General features: G+C 69.7%; 11 protein-coding genes. 7 read left to right on the forward strand and 4 right to left on the reverse strand.

Features of this window, described 5'->3' with window-relative positions:
• Positions 1-4 precede the first annotated feature (4 nt).
• Both G6O69_RS36265 and G6O69_RS36270 read left to right on the forward strand, forming a co-directional pair.
• Complete coding sequence (locus G6O69_RS36265; protein WP_172308041.1) at positions 5-2,386, forward strand: TonB-dependent receptor; 2,382 nt, start codon at positions 5-7, stop codon at positions 2,384-2,386.
• Positions 2,387-2,423: 37 nt separating this feature from the next.
• Positions 2,424-2,918 (forward strand): hypothetical protein, encoded by a 495-nt coding sequence (locus tag G6O69_RS36270; protein WP_172308042.1) that lies wholly within the window; start codon positions 2,424-2,426, stop codon positions 2,916-2,918.
• A 52-nt stretch (positions 2,919-2,970) separates the two neighbouring features.
• On the opposite strand, the gene G6O69_RS36275 is transcribed toward G6O69_RS36270, so the two are convergent.
• Entirely contained in the window at positions 2,971-3,753 is a 783-nt protein-coding gene (locus G6O69_RS36275; protein WP_172308043.1) for an SDR family NAD(P)-dependent oxidoreductase, read from the reverse strand.
• 79 nt (positions 3,754-3,832) lie between these two features.
• Entirely contained in the window at positions 3,833-5,500 is a 1,668-nt protein-coding gene (locus G6O69_RS36280; RefSeq protein WP_172308044.1) for a methyltransferase, read from the reverse strand.
• A 224-nt stretch (positions 5,501-5,724) separates the two neighbouring features.
• On the opposite strand from G6O69_RS36280, the gene G6O69_RS36285 reads away from it, so the two are divergent.
• Complete coding sequence (locus G6O69_RS36285; RefSeq protein WP_176397288.1) at positions 5,725-6,039, forward strand: hypothetical protein; 315 nt, start codon at positions 5,725-5,727, stop codon at positions 6,037-6,039.
• Between the two features lie 112 nt (positions 6,040-6,151).
• Positions 6,152-7,567, forward strand: coding sequence for a hypothetical protein (locus G6O69_RS36290; RefSeq protein ID WP_172308045.1), 1,416 nt, complete (start codon positions 6,152-6,154; stop codon positions 7,565-7,567).
• Between the two features lie 4 nt (positions 7,568-7,571).
• Here the strand turns inward: G6O69_RS36290 and G6O69_RS36295 are convergent, their stop codons facing one another.
• Both G6O69_RS36295 and G6O69_RS36300 read right to left on the reverse strand, forming a co-directional pair.
• Complete coding sequence (locus G6O69_RS36295) at positions 7,572-9,077, reverse strand: SpoVR family protein (RefSeq protein WP_172308046.1); 1,506 nt, start codon at positions 9,075-9,077, stop codon at positions 7,572-7,574.
• On the reverse strand, positions 9,077-10,183 hold the full coding sequence (locus G6O69_RS36300; protein WP_172308047.1) for a DUF444 family protein: 1,107 nt from the start codon (positions 10,181-10,183) through the stop codon (positions 9,077-9,079). The genes G6O69_RS36295 and G6O69_RS36300 overlap by 1 nt, the downstream gene beginning before the upstream one ends.
• A gap of 226 nt (positions 10,184-10,409) precedes the next feature.
• Between G6O69_RS36300 and G6O69_RS36305 the strand changes: the two genes are divergently transcribed.
• The 3 genes from G6O69_RS36305 to G6O69_RS36315 all read left to right on the forward strand — a co-directional run bounded on the left by G6O69_RS36305 (position 10,410) and on the right by G6O69_RS36315 (position 16,229).
• On the forward strand, positions 10,410-12,503 hold the full coding sequence (locus G6O69_RS36305; RefSeq protein ID WP_172308048.1) for a serine protein kinase: 2,094 nt from the start codon (positions 10,410-10,412) through the stop codon (positions 12,501-12,503).
• Between the two features lie 144 nt (positions 12,504-12,647).
• Positions 12,648-13,859, forward strand: a complete 1,212-nt coding sequence (locus tag G6O69_RS36310) for a nucleotidyltransferase domain-containing protein (protein ID WP_172308049.1) — start codon at positions 12,648-12,650, stop codon at positions 13,857-13,859.
• Positions 13,860-14,588: 729 nt separating this feature from the next.
• The gene (locus G6O69_RS36315; RefSeq protein WP_172308050.1) at positions 14,589-16,229 is read left to right on the forward strand and encodes a hypothetical protein; all 1,641 of its coding nucleotides are present in this window, start codon (positions 14,589-14,591) and stop codon (positions 16,227-16,229) included.
• Positions 16,230-16,231: the final 2 nt, after the last annotated feature.

Here is a 16,231-nt window from a genome sequence, read left to right on the forward strand (position 1 = left end):
GCCCATGCTCCCCCTGCTCGCGACCTGCTGGCTCGCCGCGCCTCCCGCTGGCGAGATCGAGCGCAACGACGACGCCATCGCGCCCGTCGAGATCGTTGCGCCTGGCGCTCCCAAGCCCGGCGCGCCCAAGGACACTGCCCCGCCCTCGGGCGCAGACCCCAGCGCCTCGCCCGAGCAACCTGCACAGCCCGAGCCCGAGCCCGAGCAAGACACCGAGCAACCCCCGACGGAGTCCCCCGCCGACCCTCCGGCGCCCAACTTCGACGACGACGACATCCCCTACGACGAGGACCTCGAGGAGGACACGGGCGAGGGCGAGGTCCGCGAGATCCTCGTCGACGCCAGCGTGCTCGGTAAGGCCAGCGCCCTCGACGTGTTCACCCACGCGGGCGGCCGCGACGTCATCGACCAGGACGAGGCCCGCGAGCGCGGGGCGACCAGCGTCAACGAGGCCCTCGAGCGCACGCCGGGCGTGCGGACCACCCAGGGCAACTCGGGCCTGGGCTCCCAGGACACCAAGCTCCAGGTCGCCGTGCGCGGCGTCAGCCCGCGGCTGAGCTCGCGGGCCACGGTGCTCCTCGACGAGATCCCGATCGCCCCGGCGCCCTACGGCCAGCCCCAGCTCAGCCTCTTCCCGCTCTCGCTGTTCTCGATCGCCAAGATCGACGTGGTCCGCGGCGGCGCCACGGCCCGCTACGGCCCGCAGACCGCGGGCGGCGTGTTCAACCTGATCTCCCACCCGATCCCCGCGCAGCCCAGCATCTCGGTCTTCGCCCAGGGCGACTCCAACCTCGACTTCTCCCTCGGCGGGGCCTACGGCGCGACCCACGGCCGCTTTGGCATGTACCTCGAGTACGCCCCGCGCCTCGGCCAGAGCTGGCGCGAGCACAGCGACAAGCAGGTCCACGGCGGCCTCGCCAAGTTCGCCTGGCAGTTCAACCCGCGCCTGCGCCTCGAGTCGATCAGCCACGCCTACCACGAGGTCAGCGAGCTCCCCGGCGGGCTCTCGCGCGCCGCCTACGACGAGGACCCCTTCCAGAGCCTGCGCCCCTTCGACGAGTTCACCGGCTGGCGCGCGGGCACGGCCCTCAAGCTCGGCTGGCAGCCCAGCGAGCGCCAGGACGTCAAGATCTCGGCCTGGTACAACCACAGCTACCGCAGCAGCGCGATCGCCTCGAACGCGGCCCTCGAGCTCGCGCTCGTCGACCAGTTCGTCGAGCGCCCGCGGATCTACGACGTCGCCGGCGTCGAGCCGCGCTGGTCCATGGGCTTCGACCACCCCGACGCGGGCTTGTCTCAGCAGCTCAGCGTCGGCGCCCGGGCGGCCTTCGAGATCGCCGAGCTCTACACCTACACCACCGACGTCGGCGGGCGCCTGCTGACCGCCGACGACGACGCGCGGACCAGCGCCTACGCGGCCTACGTCAACGACAAGCTGGTCTTCCTCGACGGCGACCTCAGCCTCGACCTCGGCGTGCGCATGGAGTTCATCAAGATCGTCCGGCGCTCGAACCTCGAGAGCTTCCTGCTCTCGCCCCCGGCCTACTGGGCCCCGCTGCCCGCGGCCTCGCTGTGGTACGCGCCGATCGACGAGCTCGCGCTCTTCTTGGCCTATGGCCGCTCCTTTGGCCCGCCCCAGTACCTCCAGCTGCTCGTCGCCCCCGACGACCTCCAGCTCCAGGCCGAGACCTCCAACGGCGTCGAGCTCGGCGCCAAGCTGCTCGAGCTCGCCGGCCTCTATGGCGAGGTCACGGGCTGGTACAAGGAATTCACCAACTACATCGACGTCGGCGAGGAGAGCTACGACGCCATCCCCAAGATCCACATCTGGGGCGTGGAGAGCGAGCTCGAGTGGTACCCCAGCGAGGTCTTCGACGCCGACTTTGGCGAGCCCACGGTCTACGCCGGCTACGCGTGGACCGGCAGCTACCTCATGGGCCTGACCTACACCGGCAACAAGATGCCCTGGTACCCCGAGCACGAGGCCTGGGCCGGGGGCAGCTGGGGCTTCGACTTTGGCCTGGAGCTGGGCGTGGACGTCAGCTACCAGAGCCGCCAGTACACCGACCTCGAGAACCGCGAGGTCGAGGACCAGGACACCGCCGCCTACGGGCCGATCCCCGCCTACACCCTGGTCAACCTGTGGACGCGCATGAAGACCCCCCTGCCCCGGGGCTGGCGGCTGGAGTTCACCGGGGGGATCAAGAACATCGCCGACGTCCGCTACTTCTCGCGGACCGACGACCGCAACGCCGGCATCCTCGTCGGCCGGCCGCGGACTTTTTATCTCAACATGGGCTTTGCCCACGACTTCTTGCCGACCAACGCCCGCGAGCCTCGCAAGCGCAGGCGCAGGCGAGAGATGGCCTGGAACGCAGGTTTTTAGATAGAGCGGCCCCTGCTCCGGCGGCTACCATGGCGCCATGCTTCGACGCGGCGGCCTCATCTGCACGCTCACGCTGACCCTCGCCGCCTGCGGGAGCCCGAAGGCGTCCGTCCGTCCCGACGTGGACATGCTGTGCGGGACGTGGACGAGCGAGTCGGGGGCACACGAGCGCTGGGAGATCGACGGTGACAACCTCGTCGGTCAGGCTCACAACGGCGAGGAGCTCGAGCAGCTCACGCTCCTCGCACAGGGCCAGGGACACGTCTACATCGTCCAGCCCGGCCAAGCCGCCCCGACGCAGTTCGAGCCGATCGATCCGAGCGCGGCCCGCTTCTCGGTCGATACGCCTCGAGGCGCGACGATCTGGGTGTGGGCCAACTACGAGCACGACTTCCCGCAAGAGATTCACTACGCGCTGTTCGCCGACGAAGGCCGGCTCGAGGCGGCGATCGTCGGCCCCGGCGAGGGCGAGGCGCCTTCGGTCATGACCTGGAGCTTCACGCGTAGCGCCAGCTGTGGCGTCGATTCGTGAGCTCGCCCTCGCCGAAGCGCCTAGGAGCCCGTGGTGAAACCCAACACGGCTCCTAGCGCGGCGCCATGCGGATCGCCCCGTCGAGGCGGATGTCCTCGCCGTTGAGATAGCCGTTGCGGCAGATCTCGAGGGCGAGGGCGGCGTACTCCGCCGGCCGACCGAGGCGAGAGGGGTTGGGCACCTGGGCCCCGAGCGCGTCGCGGATCTTCTCGGGCAGGCCGTGGAGCAGCGGCGTGTCGAAGATGCCCGGCAAGATCGTGTTCACGCGGATCGCCTCGCGCGAGAGGTCGCGGGCGATCGGCAGGGTCATGCCGACCACGCCGGCCTTCGACGCCGAGTAGGCGGCCTGGCCGATCTGTCCGTCCTCGGCCGCGACCGAGGCCGTGTTGATGATCGAGCCGCGCTCCCCACACGCGAGCGCGTCGAGGCTCATCATCCCCGCCGCCGACTTGGCGATGCAGCGAAAGCTGCCGATCAGGTTGATCTGGATGATCTTCTCGAACTTGTCCGCGGGGAAGTGGCGGATCTCGCCGGTCTCCTTGTCGCGCGAGGCCGTCTTGATCCCGTTGGCCGTGCCCGCGCAGTTGACCAGGATCCGCTCCTGGCCGAGGGCCGCGCGGATCTTGGCGAAGCCGGCGTCGACCTGGGCGTCGACGGTCACGTCGACCTTGGCGAACACGCCCCCGATGTCCTTGGCCACGGCCTCCCCGGCCGCCTCGTTGAGATCGAAGATGCCGACCTTCACGCCCTCGGCGGCGAGCGCCCGGGCCGTGGCCTCGCCGAGGCCCGAGGCCCCGCCCGTGACGACTGCAGTGATATTCGAATCGAGCTTCATGCGTCGCGCAGGATAGCGAATGCCGGCCCGGCGAGCCCAGGGATCGACCTGCGCCGAGCCTGCGCCCGCCTGCCGGGGCTCAGCGCCGCATCTCCTGCAAGACCACCCGCATGCCGCTCATGTCGATCGAGCCGTGATCTCGCACGCGCAGCCCGGCCGCCGCCCCGGCCGCGGCCGTCACCTGGGCGGCCGGAGTGACCCACACGAGCCGACCGCCGGGGCTCAAGGTCCGCGCCGCGTGGCTCACGAAGCGGCGCAGGGAGGCGTGCAGGCCACCGGCCAGGGCCGTGCGTCGGCCCATGGGCGGATTGGTCAGGATCACGTCCGCCTTGGCCGGGCTGCCGGCGTAGACGTCGACCTCTTCGATGCGCACGCGCGCGGGGTCGAGGCCCGCGGCCTCCACGTTGGCCCGGGCCGCCGCGATCGCCTGGGGGTCGCGGTCCGTGCCGATGAGGCGCAGCGCGTCGGCGAGGCGGCTGCACTCGATCAGCTCGGCCGCGCAGCCGCAAAAGGGGTCCCAGACGCGCTCGCCCGGCTGCGGCGCGGCCACGCGGGCCATGATCGCCGCGAGGGTCGGGTGCGAGGAGGCCGGGAGGTGGGCGACGCGATAGTCGAAGCGCGGGTCGGGCCGACGCGGGAGCGCGACCAGCTGGCTGCGCGCCTCGTCGACCTCGATGGTCCAGCTGACCGCGCGCGAGTCGTTGCGCAGCGCCGCCTGGCGGGCGTCGAGGGCCTGGGCGATGGACCAGACCACGGCCCGCCGCGAGCCGCCCTGGGCGAAGCTCAGGCGAAAGCGCACCGGGCCGTCGGTGAGCGCCTGCAGGGTCTCGGCGAGGGCGGGCGCGCAGACCCCCGCGACCACCCGGGCCGCGAGCTCCTCCGCGGGTGCTTTCGCCGAAATCGGCGGCAGAGGGAACACCAGGCCCCAGTCCAGGGGGGTGCGCAGACGATCCAGGGCCGCCACGGGGCCCGCCCAGCGCAGCGTCAGGGTCCGCGAGTCGCAGACCGCCAGCCCCGAGACCTGGGCCGCGGGCAGCCGCGCTCGCAGCTCGTCGGCCACGATGTCGGCGGCGCCCCGGCAGCGCATGCGGACCTCGACCGCCGCGGCCACGGGCGAGTCCAGCAGCAAGGGCCGCGCCTCCCCGCGAGCCGTCCGGCGCTCGATCAGCGTCCGCGCCCGGGCGAGCCGGCGCCCCAGGTCCTCGTCGAGGCCCCCCTCCCCAGCCAGCTCGCGCAGCGCGTCGCCAGCCAGGTCGCCGCCGGTCAGCCCCAGGGCCTCGACCGCCGCGCGGCGCTCGGGCAGCGCGGCTCCCCGGGCCACGGACACGAGCGCGCCCTCGTAGGCCGCCGCCGCGCTCGCGTCGAGCTTGCCGATCGCCCGCGCGGCCTCGCGGACGACCCGCGGCTCGGGGTCTTTGAGGCCAGCGTCGAGCAGGCCCTCGAGCGCGACGACCTCGGGGCCGAGCCGCCGCGCGATCCGGGCGAGGACACGCAGCCGCATGGCTCGCTCGCCGCCCTCGGCCTGGTCGAAGCCCTGCGCGAGCTTTCGGGCCACGCCCCCCTCGCCCCGGCACAGCGCCGCGACGATGGCCTTGCGCTGCGCCGTGCTGCGCTCGGGCGCCCGCCACAGCTCGAGCAGCCCCGCCACGCCGCGGGCCCCCGGGGTGAAGCCGTGGTCCTTGCAGCGCGCGAGCAGCTCCTCGCTCGCGCCTGGATCGCGCGCAGCTTCGCGGTTGGGGGCAGTCATGGCAGCGCTCGGTCGTCGACCAGCCCGCGATGGTAGCAACTCTTCTCGGCGTGTCAGATCGACACGCGTCGCGCGCGAAGGTGTGCAAATTCGCGGCGATCTGGCCGGCGTTCTGGGCGACAAATTGGCCGGCGCGCCCTCGATGAACTGGCGCAGGCGGCCCCGCAGGTCTCCGCTGCGAGCAAATCCATGGCTGGCACGGTCCTCGCAACCTCGCTTTGGACATGGACCTCATCGACAACACCCAAGAGTCCCTCTCCAACTTCACCAAGGCCGCCTCGGTGCTCCGCGAGGTCATCCCCCAACGCCTCGCCTACGTCGGCGTCGGCGTGTTCGGCCTCGGCCTCGGCCTCGGCGCGCTCGTCGGCGTGCTCGGCCATCGCGCCCTCGTCCGCCGCAACGGCGGCTCGGTCTCGAGCGCCAACTACGAGGCGTGGACCAAGTCCAAGCTCTACGACCTCGCAACCGAGCGCGACATCGTCGGCCGCGGCGACATGACCAAAGACGAGCTGATCGTCGCCCTGCGCGAGGCCGCCTGAGGACGGGTCGAGCGAGATCCAGGTGAGTGCGCCCGGCGAGAGACCGCACGAGATCGCGCGTCCACGCGCTTGGCGATTGCCCGAGCGCACACTCCATGCTTGATATGAATGGGTGGAGCCCCGCCGCCCCCTCGTCCTCGCCCTGACGCTCGCGGGCTTCGCCTGTCGCTCGCCCTCGAGCACCGATGAGACAGCTGGGGGGACCGCCGACTCCACAGGCGAGGCGAGCGGCGCCGACGACGGCAGCACCGACACGAGCGGCGCCGGCACGAACGACACCGACGAAGGCAGCGCCAGCGAGAGCGTCGACGACACGGGCGAGCAGGCCACCTGTAGCCCCGCGTCCTTCCCGGATCCACAACTCGACGCGCTCGTTCGCGAGGCCCTCGCGCTCGGGCCAGACGCCGCGCTCGGACCAGAGACCCTCGCGCAGCTGGAGTCGCTCTCGATCCCGAGTCAGAGCGGGGTCGAGTCGATCGCAGGCCTCGAGTGCGCGACAGGTCTGAGCTTCCTGTCGCTCTCGCTCCTCCCCGAGTCCCTCGAGCCGCTCGCGGACCTACCCGCGCTCGAGACCCTCCAGCTCCGGGGCGACCTGACCTTCAGCGACCCCGCCCTGCTCGCGCCGCTCGCGAGCCTCCCCGCCCTCGACTTCCTGTGGATCGAGAGCCAAGCTGGGCTGGCGCTCGGTGGGCTCGAAGGGGCGAGCGCGCCGGTGACCCGCCTGAGGCTCAGCGCAGATCAAGTCAGCGGCAGCCAGGCGCTCGCGAGCTTCACCCAGGTGAGCGAGCTGAAGTTGCAGGGCCTGGGCTTCGACGACCTCGACTTCATCGCAGGCATGCCCGCCCTGGCGGACATCTCCCTCATCGGCACCGAGGTGGCCGACATCTCTGCCCTCGCCCAGGCCAACGCGCTCGAGCGCTTCGAGTCCTCCAGCTCCCCGGTCGTGGATCTCTCCCCGCTCGCGGCCAAGGGCCTGCACACCCTGACCTGCTCGGGCTCGCAGCTCGAGGACATCTCCGCGCTGGCCACGATGCCCGCGCTGGCCCACGTCGAGCTGAGCTTCAACGCCGTGACCGACCTCGGCCCGCTCGCCGAGCTGCCGGCGCTCACCTCCCTCGTGCTCTCCCACTCCCTCGTCAGCGACCTCTCTCCCCTGTCCAGCGTCCCGACCCTGGACGAGCTCCGCGTCGAGTCCACCCCGCTCGGTCCCCTGCCAGAGGGGATCGCCGCCTCCAAGCTCTACCTCTTCGCCTGCGGCATCGAAGACATCGCTGCGCTCGTGACCTGGGGGCCCCCAGACAGCTGGGACCTTTCCAACAACGAGATCGAGGACCTCAGCCCGCTGCTCGCCGCTCCCTGGGTGTTCGAAGACGAGGCCTGCCACCTGCTGGACGTGTCCAGCAACCCCCTGTCCGCCCCCGGCAACGCCGACACCGTCGCGCAGCTGTGCGCGCAGGGGCTGTCGGTCTTCAACCAAGACGAGGCCCTCGCCTGCGAGGGCGCCGCTTGCCTTCCCTCTCCGGGATAGCGGCTCAGGCCAGGCGCCAGGCCGCCGTCTCTTCGCTGATCTCGATCCCCGTGCCGTCGAAGCGGATCCGCTTGGGCTTGTCCTCGATCACCGTCAGGATCGCCACCGGCCGCCGCCAGATCCGCTCGAGGTTCTTGAGCGTCTCGCGGGCGTAGCCGATGCGCAGGTCCACGCCCTCGTGGCGATGCGCCAAGAGCAGCTCGCCGCGGTTGAGGTAGTTGGCGTCGACGACGTAGATGAAGGGCTGACCAAAGTTCGTCAGCTGCTGGAGCATCTGATCTTTGATCTTCTTGAACTCGCGCGAGGCGATCTCGAGCTGGCCCGAGCGCCGGTTCTCCGCGAAGGTGAAGAAGCGGTGGCGGCGGCAGAACTCCATCGTGAAGAACTCGTCGATGAAGGTGACGTCGTTGTAGTGCCGGCGGACCTCGAAGATCTTCGACTGCCCGAGCTGGAGCTTCATGTCCCACTCCTCCCGGGCCTTTTGGTCGTCGCACTCGTCCCACTGCTTGCCGAACTTGCCCTTGTTCCAGCGCTCCTCGATGTCGCGATAGAGCTCGACGCCGATCTTGTAGGGGTTTAGCTGGTTGGGGGCCATGGCCGTGACCCCCGAGGCGGCCTCGGCGTAGTCGATGACCTCGTCGTCGCGCAGCGCCTTGCTGGTCATGATCTTGGAGTGCCAGTAGGTGGCCCAGCCCTCGTTCATGATCTTGGTCTGGCGCTGCGGGAGGAAGTAGTAGGCCTCCTCGCGGATGATCCCGAGCACGTCGGCCTCCCACGGCTCGAGCGGCGCGTGCATCATCAAGAAGCCGAGCACGTCACGCTCGGGGCGCGGGGGCAGCTTCTTGGCCTGCTCGCGCTGCTCGAGCGCGCGCTTGCGCTGCTCCTCGATGAACTCGGGCGGGTTGATGTACTGGTCGAGGTAGGCGCGGTCGGTGCTCAGCTTGCCGATGTTGATCGGGACCTCGACGCTGGGCTCGCGCGTGGGCGAGCTCGGCGTGGTCGCGCGGAAGGGCACCCAGGGGTCGATCAGGTTGTCGAGGGAGTTGCAGACGTCGATGAAGCTCTCGACCGGATCCACGCCCTGGCGATCCATGTGCCGGCGCACGCGGCTGGCGTGGTTGGCCATGCCGTCGATCATCCGCCGGTCGGTGTGGGCGAAGAAGCGGTTGTTCTTGAAGAAGTCGCAGTGCCCGGTGACGTGCGACATGACCAGCTTCTGGTCGACGAGGCTGTTGCCCTCGAGCAGGTAGGCGTAGCAGGGGTCCGTGTTGATGACGAGCTCGTAGATCTTCGACAGACCATAGGTCTGGCTCTTCATCATCCGGTCGTACTCCATGCCGAAGCGCCAGTGCGGGTAGCGGACCGGGAAGCCCTCGTAGGCCGCGATCTCGCACATCTGGCGGTAGTCGACGAGCTCGTAGATCGTGGTGAAGCAGTCCAGGCCGTAGGCCTTGGCGTAGCCCTCGATCTCGTGCTGGAGCTCCGATAGCTGCGCGGGGATCGGGGCCATCAGCGCCCTCCCTTCAGGAACTCGCCGATCGAGTCCATGATGTCGTCCTTGGTCTTGATCTCGCTGGTCACCAGGAGCTGCTCCTCGGCGAAGGCCGAGCGCAGGTCCTTGATGAACTGGCCCGAGCCGTAGGGGCTCTCGACCTGGCCGTAGCCGAACTGGTTGAGGCTCGGGAGCAGCTGCTCGCGCAGCAGCTTGATGCAGGTCGCGGTGTCGTCGACGGACCAGTTGTCGCCGTCGCTGAAGTGGAAGGCGTAGATGTTCCAGTTGCTCGGGTCGAACTCGCGCTCGATCAGGTCCGCGCACATGCGGTAGGCCGAGCTGATCATCGTGCCGCCGGACTCGCGGGTGCTGAAGAAGACCTCGCGCTCGACCTCGCGGGCCGTGGCGTCGTGGATGATGTAGCGCGACTCCAGGCCCTTGTATTGGCTGCGCAGCCAGGTGTCGATCCAGAAGCTCTCGATGCGGACGATCTCTTTTTGCTCGTCCCCCATCGAGCCCGACACGTCCATCATGTAGATGATGACCGCGTTGCTCTGCGGCTTGGGTTCGCTGCGCCACGAGCGGTAGCGGCGATCCTCGCGGATGGGCACGATGATTGGGTGCCCGGGGTCGTAGGTGCCCATCGCGATCTGGCGGCGCAGCGCCCGCTTGAAGGTGGCCTTGAAGTGGCGCAGGCTCTCGGGGCCGGTCGTGCGCAGGCCGACGTAGCGATCCTTGACCGTCTCGAGGTTCTGCGAGCCGCGCGGCTCGATGCGCGGCAGGCTCAGCTCCTCGCCGAGGATCTGCGCGAGCTCGTCGAGGCTGACCTCGACCTCGACGGACTTGTCGCCCTCGCCCTCGCCGGCCTTGCCGGCCCCACCTTCGCCCTCGCCCTCGCCGACGGGATCGCCCTCGTCGCCCTCTCCCTGGCCGACGCCCTGGCCCTGATTGTCCCCGTGGATGAACCGCGGGATGTCGATCTGGGGCATCGGGATCGACACCGTGTCCTTGCCCTTGCGGGCGATCATGTCACCCCGGGAGACGTAGCGGCGCAGGTTGTCGCGGATGCGCCCGCGCACGATCTCGCGGAAGCGGCGGTGATCCTTCTCGATTCGCGGAATCATGCGTGCTCGGAGGTTCTCGCGCCGACCGGCGCGCCCCATGGTCGATGGGAATCCGAGTGTAGCACCGCGGGACTCGGGGCGCCGCGCACACTTACGCACCGGCCCCCGACGCGAGAGACCGCCCGCTACGTCGGGTAACAGCGAGTTTGCGTCCTCGCTTCGTCTCGAGGTGGCCGCTCCCCGGGCTTGGGTCGTATGCTGTGGGCAGCTACTCTCGAGAACGCGCATGAGCACCTCCAGCCTCGTCTCCAAGATCGCCGCCCTGCAGGACTACCAACGCTACGAGGACCTGCACTGGACCGGTAGCTTCGAGGAGTACCTCGACATGGTCCGGGAAAACCCTCGCATCGCCCGGACCTCCCATGAACGCGTCTACGACATGGTCCTGGCCGCCGGCACCGAGACCTACGTCGACAACAAGAAGAAGATCACTCGCTACAAGTTCTTCTCCGACGAGGCCCACGGCGGCCGCGACGCGATCTACGGCCTCGACATCCCCCTGATGCGCCTGGTCAACGTGCTCAAGGCCGCGGCCATGCGCTATGGCACCGAGAAGCGGATCATCTTGCTGCACGGCCCGGTCGGCTCGTCCAAGTCGACCATCGCGCGCCTGCTCAAGAAGGGCTTCGAGGAGTACAGCCGCAGCCCCCAGGGCGCGCTCTACACCTATGAGTGGGCCCTGCCCGAGTCCCTGCGCCACCTGACCGGCGGCGAGGAGACCTTCCGCTCGCCGATGAACGAGGAGCCCCTCAAGCTGATCCCGCCGGAGTGGCGCGAGCAGGCCATCGAGGAGCTCGGCCTGGTCGACCCCGGTGACCCCGAGGCCGCCAACCCCACGCGCCGCAAGGCCTTCCGCCCCTACGTGCCGGGCCAGCTCAACCCCGCCTGCCGCTTCATCTTCCGCGAGCTGATGGCGCACTACGGCGGCGACTGGTCACAGGTGATCCAGCACGTGCGCGTGCGCCGGATGCTGATCTCCGAGGAGGACCGCGTCGGCATCGGCACCTTCCAGCCCAAGGACGAGAAGAACCAGGACGCGACCGAGCTGACCGGCGACATCAACTACCGGCGGATCGCCGAGTACGGCTCCGACACCGACCCGCGCGCGTTCAACTTCGACGGCGAGTTCAACGTCGCCAACCGCGGGATCATCGAGTTCGTCGAGATCCTCAAGCTCGACGTGGCCTTCCTCTACGACCTGCTCGGGGCCACGCAGGAGCGCAAGATCAAGCCCAAGAAGTTCGCCCAGACCGACATCGACGAGGTGATCATCGGCCACACCAACGAGGCCGAGTACGAGCGCCTGCTCGAGAACAAGTTCATGGAGGCGCTGCGCGACCGCACCGTCAAGATCGACATCCCCTACATCACCAAGCTCAACGAGGAGATCAAGATCTACGTCAAGGACTACAACCCCGAGCGCGTGCGCGGCCGCTTCATCGCCCCGCACACCCTCGAGGTCGCGGCGATGTGGGGCGTGCTGACCCGGCTCGAGGACCCCAAGAAGCAAAACCTCAGCGTGCTGCAAAAGCTCAAGCTCTACGACGGCAAGACCATGCCTGGCTTCACCCAGGACTCGGTCAAGGAGCTGCGCAAGGAGGCCAAGCGCGAGGGCATGCAGGGCATCTCGCCGCGCTACATCCAGGACAAGATCGCCAACTGCCTGGTCAGCGACCGCGGGCAGACCAACATCAACCCCTTCTTGCTGATGAACGAGCTCGAGTCGGGGCTGCGCAACCACTCGCTGATCACCAGCGACGAGCAGCGCAAGCGCTTCCGCGAGCTCCTGGCCACGGTCAAGCAGGAGTACGAGGACATCGTCAAAAACGAGGTCCAGCGGGCGATCTCCGCCGACGAGGACGCGATCGCGCGGCTGTGCTCCAACTACATCGACAACGTCAAGGCCTACACCCAGCGCGAGAAGGTCAAGAACCCCTACACCGGCCAGGACGAAGAGCCCGACGAGCGGCTGATGCGGTCGATCGAGACCAAGATCGACATCGCCGAGAGCCGCAAGGACGACTTCCGCCGCGAGATCATGCACTACATCGGCGCCCTGGCCGTCGAGGGCAAGCAGTTCGACTTCCGGACCAACGAGCGGCTCTACAAGGCCCTCGAGCTCAAGCTCTTCGAGGACCAAAAGGACAGCATCAAGCTGACCTCGCTGGTCCGCAACGTCGTCGACAAGGAGTCCCAGGAGAAGATCGAGGTCGTCAAGCAGCGGCTGATCCGCGACTACGGCTACGACGACGCCTCGGCCACGGACGTGCTGACCTACGTCGCCAGCATCTTCGCCCGCGGCGAGATGAAGGGCGACTGAGCTCGACCCCGAGCGCGCGCAAACCTGCGCTGCACGGCCCGTTCGCCACCAGGCGGCGGGCCGTTCGTCTTTCTCCCCCTCCCCCCAACTCTCCCCCTCCCCCCAACTCTCCCCCGAGCCCAACTCTCCCCCGAGCCCTCCGCCATGTCCTTCGACGTCGACGCCCACACACACTTCCTGGGCCTGACCGGCTCCCACGCCTACGGCACCGCCCGCCGCGGCTCCGACGTGGATCTGCGCGGCTGCTGCGTCGCCCCCCTGGCCACGCGCCTGTCCTTTCGCGCGCACTTCGAGCAGCTCAGCTGGACGCCGGCCAGCCCCGACGAGCCCTCGCCCCTGGGCGCCAACTACCGCGCCGCCCTCGACCGCGCCCGCACGCACCCCAGCGCCGGCCCCTGCCTCGCCGACGACCCCCTGCCCGACGTCGTGATCTTCGACCTCGCCAAGGTGGTCAACCTCTGCGCGCAGAACAACCCCAACATGCTCGAGCTGCTCTTCCTCGACGAGCGCGAGGTCTTGCTGTGCACCCCGCTGTGGTCCCGGCTACGCGCCGAGCGGGCTCGCTTTTTGTCGCAAAAAGTCCGCCACACCTACGCCGGCTACGCCCACGGCCAGCTCAAGCGCATCGAGCGACACCGCGAGTGGCTCCTGCATCCCCCCGAGCGCCCCCCGACCCGCGCCGACTTTGGCCTCCCCGAGCAGTCCGTGCTCTCCGCCGACGAGCGCAACCGCGTCGAGGAGGGCATCGCCAAGCTCGTGCGCAGCTGGAGCGTGGACGAGGGCATCGAGCTCCCCTCCGCCGAGCGCGACGTCCTGCGCGAACGCCTGCGCGAGTTTTGGTCTGCCACCATCGCGGCCACCCGCGCCGGCGAGGCCAGCCTCGACCGCGCCCAAGTCCAAGACGAGCACGCCCTCGACGAAGAGGTCGCCGCCGTCGCCGGAGCCGCCCTCGGCCTCAGCCGCCAGCTCCTCGCCATCCTCCGCCAGGAGCGACGCTACCGCTCCGCCCGCCAGCGCTGGAACCAGTTCCAACGCTGGCAGCGCGAGCGCAACCCCAAGCGCGCCGCCCTCGAGGCCCAGCACGGCTACGACACCAAGCACGGCATGCACCTCATCCGCCTGCTGCGCATGGGCCTCGAGATCCTCCGCGACGGCGAGGTCCGGGTCCACCGCGACGACGCCTCCGAGCTGCTCGAGATCCGCGCCGGCGCCCTCTCCTACGACGACCTGCTCGCCGAGGCCAAGCGCCTCGACCTCGCCATGCGCGAGGCCCTGCCCACGAGCCCTCTACCCAAGACCCCCGACGAAGCCGCCCTCGACGAGCTACTCATCGAGCTCCTGCGCGAGGCGGGCTGAGCCCGCGACCAGCCGACGAGCCGCGGAGAAACACCCGATCTCGTCAGCCGAGCCCGGATGGCTCACTACCTCCAGCCCCCAAACCTACCTCCAAAGACCCACCCTCCACTGCCTTGGGTCCCAACCTATCTCCAGCCCCCAAACCTACCTCCAAAGACCCACCCTCCACTGCCCGGGGGCCCCCTACCTCCAGCCCCCAAACCTACCTCCAAAGACCCACCCTCCACTGCCTTGGGTCCCAACCTACCTCCAGCCCCCAAACCTACCTCCAAAGACCCACCCTCCACTGCCTTGGGTCCCAACCTACCTCCAGCCCCCAAACCTACCTCCAAAGACCCACCCTCCACTGCCTTGGGTCCCAACCTACCTCCAGCCCCCAAACCTACCTCCAAAGATCCACCCTCCACTGCCCGGGGCGGCGATTTCCCCCGCCGAAGACGCGCACAAAAGGGCCAGCAGGGGACCCTCTGGGCGAGTTTTGCGTACGATCCACAACTTCGGAGCGATCACCCCCAAATAGGCCATCATCCCTTCGACGAGACACCCACCGGAGTCAGCAAGCCTGTCTGAGCCCAGAGGGTCCCCTGCTGGCCCGTGCGCGTGCCCGCCGGCCAAGAACACCCCCGCAAAAGACCAAAAACACCCCCGCAAAAGCCAAGAACACCCTCGCAAAAGACCAAGAACACCCCCACCAAAAACCAAGAACACCCCACCAAAAACCAAGACCCAATGCCCCCAACCCTAATCGCCCTAGAAGGCCCAGACGGCGCCGGCAAGACCACAACCCTCCACCAAACCGCCCACCTCCTAAAATCCCAAGGCACCCCCCTCACCCTCCCCCGCCCCACCAAGCACCCAACCTCCAAACCCGCCCAGGCCATCCGCCAGCTCACCCGCGACCGCACAAATCTCGACCTCACCCCCCGCGCCGAGCTCCTCCTCTACGCCGCCCGCGAAGCCCAGATCCTCAGCGAGACGGTCACCCCCGCCCTCGCCGCCGGCCACACGGTCCTCCTCGACCGCTCCATGCTCACCCCCCTCGTCCTCGGCGCCCACGGCCGCGGCCTCGACCTCGCCGCCTGCGAGGCCATCACAGCCCAAGCCAGCGCCGGCCTCGTCCCCGAGCTCACCATCGTCTTCGACGTCGACCCCCGGACCAGCCGCCTGCGCAAGCGCCTCGACAAGCTGCGCCGCCGACCCGTGCGCGACGGCGGCCGCAAGGGCCTCGCCGGCTCCGCCTTCAAGGCCAGGATCCGCGCCGGCTACCTCGCCCTCGCCGCCCGCGACGGCCTCCCCGTCCTCCACGCCGAGCGGGCCACCCCGGCGCAGCTCGCCGCCCGCGTGCTCGCGCTGATCGCCGGCGACACGCCGCGCAGCGCCCCCGAAGACGCGATCCCCTACTTCATGGTCGAGCCCGGCACCCCCTACGCCGACGCCCTCGACACCCTCCCCCCGCCGCTGCGCCTGTACTTCTCGCGCCACATCCCCGAGGGCAGGGCGATCCGGGCCGCGCTCTTCGACGCCGAGCCGACCCTGGCGATCTGGGCCGCGGACCCCCACGACCCCCTGCTCGAGCGGGCGCTGGCGACCGCCCCCCAGCTGGTCCTCGAGCGCCTCGCCAGGACCCCGCGCACGACGGATCTCGACCCCCTGCGCGCCCGCCTGGCCGCCGAGCACCCCCGAGAGGTCGCCCGCAGCCTCCGGGGCCTCGCCGGCCGCGACGCCGACGCCCTGCGCCTGCGCCTCGCCGAGCTCGACTCCCCCGACTCTCATGACTCCGGCGCCCTCGGAGCGGTCGTCGAGAGCCTCGGCGGACGCTGCGACACCTTCGCCCACGAGCTGCGCGCCCGACTGTGGCGCCACGCCGACAGCTACGAGCGCGCCGCGAGCCTGCGCGGCTGCGACGACGCCGAGTCCTGGCGCCGGCGCGAGCGCCTGTTCGAGCGCGATCCAGCCGTGGCCCTATCCAGCCTCCTCGGCCTGCACGGGCCGCGGGTCGACGACCTCCTCGACGCCTACGCCGGGCGAGCGCCCAAGCCCGTGCTCCAGGCCCTCGCCGGCCGCGACGACGCCCACGCCCACGGCCTGCGCCTCGAGCTGCTCGAGACCGGGAGCGAGGTCCTCGATACCATCGTCGGCCTCGACGACCCCGCGTCCTGGCGCCTGCGCGAGCGCTGCGTCGAGCGCTGGCCGTGGGCCGTACTCGCCAGCCTCGGGGGCTTCACCCACGAGCATCGCGGAGACTCAGGGGTCGAGCGCCTCGCCGCGCGCTGCCGCGAGCGTGCGCCAGGAGACCTCTTCGTGCTCCGCCAGCTCCACCTGCTCCACCAACGAACCCACGCAGACGTCTCAAAGCCGCCTCGCGCGTGACT

Source organism: Pseudenhygromyxa sp. WMMC2535 (genome assembly GCF_011083025.2).